Source organism: Dyella kyungheensis, from assembly GCF_016905005.1.
GTDB classification, from domain to species: Bacteria; Pseudomonadota; Gammaproteobacteria; order Xanthomonadales; family Rhodanobacteraceae; genus Dyella; species Dyella kyungheensis.
The window spans coordinates 1-4,068 of sequence record NZ_JADIKC010000019.1; the positions used below are offsets into that span (position 1 = coordinate 1).

General features: G+C 57.6%; 4 protein-coding genes and 2 pseudogenes. 2 read left to right on the forward strand and 4 right to left on the reverse strand.

What is annotated here, in order from left to right:
* Positions 1 to 122 (forward strand): annotated as a pseudogene (locus tag ISP20_RS21365) (IS30 family transposase); the annotation flags it as partial.
* A gap of 73 nt (positions 123 to 195) precedes the next feature.
* Here ISP20_RS21365 and ISP20_RS21370 read toward each other — a convergent pair.
* On the reverse strand, positions 196 to 813 hold the full coding sequence (locus tag ISP20_RS21370; RefSeq protein ID WP_204638235.1) for a hypothetical protein: 618 nt from the start codon (positions 811 to 813) through the stop codon (positions 196 to 198).
* Between the two features lie 887 nt (positions 814 to 1,700).
* On the opposite strand from ISP20_RS21370, the gene ISP20_RS21375 reads away from it, so the two are divergent.
* Positions 1,701 to 2,255: a YaeQ family protein gene (locus ISP20_RS21375; RefSeq protein WP_199100597.1), complete on the forward strand. Its 555-nt coding sequence runs from the start codon at positions 1,701 to 1,703 to the stop codon at positions 2,253 to 2,255.
* Positions 2,256 to 2,795: 540 nt separating this feature from the next.
* Here ISP20_RS21375 and ISP20_RS21380 read toward each other — a convergent pair.
* From ISP20_RS21380 to ISP20_RS21390, 3 genes and pseudogenes are all read right to left on the reverse strand, one after another.
* Complete coding sequence (locus tag ISP20_RS21380; RefSeq protein ID WP_204638236.1) at positions 2,796 to 3,395, reverse strand: hypothetical protein; 600 nt, start codon at positions 3,393 to 3,395, stop codon at positions 2,796 to 2,798.
* Between the two features lie 66 nt (positions 3,396 to 3,461).
* Positions 3,462 to 3,860, reverse strand: a complete 399-nt coding sequence (locus tag ISP20_RS21385) for a hypothetical protein (protein WP_204638237.1) — start codon at positions 3,858 to 3,860, stop codon at positions 3,462 to 3,464.
* Positions 3,861 to 3,940: 80 nt separating this feature from the next.
* A pseudogene (locus ISP20_RS21390) lies at positions 3,941 to 4,068 on the reverse strand (IS30 family transposase); the annotation flags it as partial.

Below are 4,068 nucleotides of genomic sequence, written 5' to 3' on the forward strand. Positions count from 1 at the left end.
CGGGCTACTCGCAGGCTAAACTCGACGCCGTGGCCCGGGAGTTGAATGAGCGACCGCGCCAAACGTTGAACTTTGAAACACCGGCCGAACGATTCCAGCAATGTGTTGCGTTGACCGGCTGAAGCCGCAGTCGAAAGCGGTCGTTACGCGCCAACGCCCAGGCAGCCCAGCGACGCCTCACTGGGATGCCAGTCTTCAGGGACCGTGAGCCGTTCCCGCAACGCGAGAATGGCTCGAAAAGGTAATCAGCTCGCTCGAAATCACATGACCTGAGGGGCGCTGCTCCCCCATCCCAGGCCCTAGTGTCAGCGAAGTGCCGTTCCCTAGATCCCACACGTCTTCACCGTGATCATGCTCTTGAACAATCAGACCTCGGCTGTCGTTAGGCCGCCTCGGGCTTTCGGAACGAAGAACGTCTGGGAATCCGTAATCTCCAATTAGCCTTTCTTCCATCTCATCGACCGACATGCCCGCTGTTCCTTCCCACGAATCCGCAGGCTCCCACGCAAGCAGAATCGACTCGACAACTCGATGCCTGCCAATGTAAATGCGTAGATCCACTTTTTGCCCATACACGTCAGTCACCGCATCGCAGCCTTCTACGGATTCATGCTGGATGGATGACAAGGTCCGATCGAAAGCACACTTCAATCCTGGAAAACTAGCCCGCGCCTGCGCCAAGTCGAAGGGTTCACCGACATTTACCCCGCGAAAAGCAGCTCTTTCGTGAGTATCGCCGAGCGCATGGCAGGCCCCAACAGATACCAAAAGCACGAGAATCGACTTCAATGAGGTCTTAAAGAAGTCCGGCACAACGCTCCCCCTTGGTTGGCTTGGTTCGAGTCGATGACAGTGTCCGCGTTGGGTCGATAGCGGGCCTTAGCAGCATAGTCTTTGACATTGAGATTGCGGGGCGGGCTCATCTTTTGGCGCCGCCGACTAGTTACCTGCGGGACTTGTTGGGTGGCCAGCTGTGTCCGGCGAATCGTTCGTCAACTTGCGCACCATTGCCAATGTCTTGGGGCTCGCACGGGCGACCCCAGAGAATCCGCAGTTGTAGACCCAGTACGCTGGACCCACCAAGGTTTTCGGATCCAACCTGGCAAATAGAAGGAATGTTTCACCGACGCGCATCTCGAAACGACCGCTGTCGTTTTCGCTAAAAACAAGCACTGTGTGTCTTGGCTCCCCTCGAAACTGTTCGATAACTTCGAGTTGGTAGGAGGTGCCAAGCAAAGAGCCATCAGACGGCTCGGGACTAAGTTGTTTTGCCGACGTCACTTTGCCTACAAAAACGAGGTCGCTTTGATGAAACTCCGTTGCGACGTCGGTTCGCCTACTGCAGTCAGCAAGTGCAGAATCGATGGGCGCCACAGCTAGAAATAGACTGAAGAGGAGGGATAGATCGCGCATTTCATGACACCCCGGTTTCGCACTTCCCGTTGTCGAATAGGTCCGCTATGGGTCAAAAGCGGACCAATGCTAGCTCCTTATCCCACGCCGACGGGTTGATCGGAACAGCGGGCAGATTTGGCGACACAGACAACGGCGTGAGCCCGACTCTGCATTCGATGGACGACTACGGCCAACCTCCTGGTATGGCCGCAAGACGGGCGGCCCAAGCATGGCCGCCGATGTCTTTCCGCCCCCCCGGGCAAAGCCGCGTAGAATGGTCGCTTTACGCCCACTCAAGTGCCCCCATGGCCCTCACCGCCACCATCCACAAGGCCGAACTGTCGATCAGCGACATGGACCGGCACTACTACGCCACCCACGCATTGACCCTCGCCCGGCATCCGTCGGAAACCGAGGAGCGATTGATGGCGCGCCTGCTCGCGTTCACTCTGTATGCCGACGAACGGCTGGAGTTCGGCAAGGGGCTCAGCGACACCGACGAACCGGCCCTGTGGCGCAAGGCCTATACCGACGAGATCGAGCTGTGGATCGACGTCGGCCTGCCTGATGAAACACGCTTGCGCAAAGCCTGCAACCAGTCGCGGCACGTCGTGGTGCTGGCCTATGGCGGCCATGCCGTCGACGTCTGGTGGAGCAAGATCGCCAGTACGCTCACCCGCCACGACAACCTCAGCGTGCTCGCCATCGACCACGCTGACATGCAGCAACTGGCTGCCCTGTGCGAGCGGAGCATGCGCCTGCAATGCCTGATCCAGGACGGCGAACTGCAGCTCATCGCCGGCGACCTCACGCTGCCGATCCGTCCGGCTATCCGCAAGGGTGAGTACGCTGTCGCTTGAGAAAGTGCCCCTGCCCCGTTTTGAAACGTCAGCCTGGGTCGGAAGCGGACACCTAATGAATCTCGCGTCGGTACAACCAGCATCCTGACGGCTTGGGCAGGTCCGTCGGCAGCGACTGCGTGACGATACTTTGATGATCGACCCAGATCAGATGACGCCACAGTTCGCCACAGAGGACATCTGACGATGTGCCTGCTAACTCGGTCTCAGCTTCGCTTGGTTCTTTATCGAAGTATGTCCACCACGTGACTCGGACTCCTTCGCGACCCGCTGTGTCATTTGGGTCGAGTTCGAACGCCCAGCCTAAAGCAACTCCGAGCACGCTCGCTGGTATGTTTCCTGCGGCGTTGAGCGAGTCTCTTGCACTCTGCTCCAATATTTCGATCAGTTCGTCTCGCTGCATACCCCACCCGGGCCCGTTGATGAATGGCCGGCGATGTCAGGTCATCCGACCAAATTACCGCCTTATTGCCACGTCCGCTTCGGGTCGGAAGCGGACACTTCAAGCATGTGCAATAAAGCCCTACCGAGCTATTTCACCTAGGACCCCTGGTTAGGCGGTGGCGGCGGCTCAGGTATCGCCGGAAACTTTGCCACACTGGATAGAACCTGCTGAATGACAAGCAGGCTGTAAGCCCCCATGTGACCGTAGCCTCCCCAAAAAACGCCCTTTCCCTTTGGATAACGCAATTGCCTGCCGGAGAAGAAGCGGCCTATCAGCGTCGCATTGACTCGGGTCAAATCTTTGCCACCAATCTGTGCATCAAATCGTTGAAAGGCCGCATCAACTTTCAGATAGGTTCGGACTCCTTCCACAACCAAGGGTTCGGACCGCTCCCCGTCTGCGATAACTCCGCAGCAATACATCGTCCCGGACTGGCTTGTTCCGCCGTACTCAAGCCACACGCCCATGCTATCGGGCGCCTCAGGGCAGTGATCCGGATATATCTGAAAAGCCTCGAAGCCATGCAAGAGATCACCAGACACCTGCACCAATGCGTGGTCGTAACGCGCAGGATCTTTCACAAGCTCGCACACCGTTACCTGGAGAACCCGCTCAGGGAGCCTTTGTTGCGGGGAAACGGCCAAAAAGAACAATGAGAGGCACGCAAGGGCGACCACCAATACGCGAGCAACCATATATCCCCTTTTTTTATCCATGCGCTGGGAGTGTCTGCTATGGGTCGGAAGCGGACCTTTTGGAGTCTATTGCTCGCTGAAACGGGCGAGCATTTCCGCAAGAACTGCACTCACTGGCGGAGAACCATCTGCCGATATCGCTCCCAGTCGCCCAGCGGCGCCCTCTGGGAAGTGAGCACCCGGTATGGAGCGAAGGCTATCTGCGCCAGCCACAACGACATCGTCGCTGTCGGTAGACATGAGTTTCACACAAATCTTTTCGGCCGCCGGATGGGGGACGAGATCCATGATTTCAGCGCACCGGACTTGCCAAGCCGCTGGCCTTGATACGCACTGCTCTACCAGGGCATCCCAAGCAACATTGTCAAAGCAGATCAGCATTGCGGATGCGACTCCGGTTCCCACGTCGTACCAGTAGTCCGGCAAAAACTCGAGGGACAGATAGTCATCAAGCTCAGAGAACATCGCCACATCCTTTCGCCAAAATTTGCCGCCCCGCAGTCATCGAAGCAAGTTTCGTGTGAGGTCCGCTTTGGGTTGCGGCTTCAGCCGGTCAACGCAACACATTGCTGGAATCGTTCGGCCGGTGTTTCAAAGTTCAACGTTTGGCGCGGTCGCTCATTCAACTCCCGGGCCACGGCGTCGAGTTTAGCCTGCGAGTAGCCCGATAGGT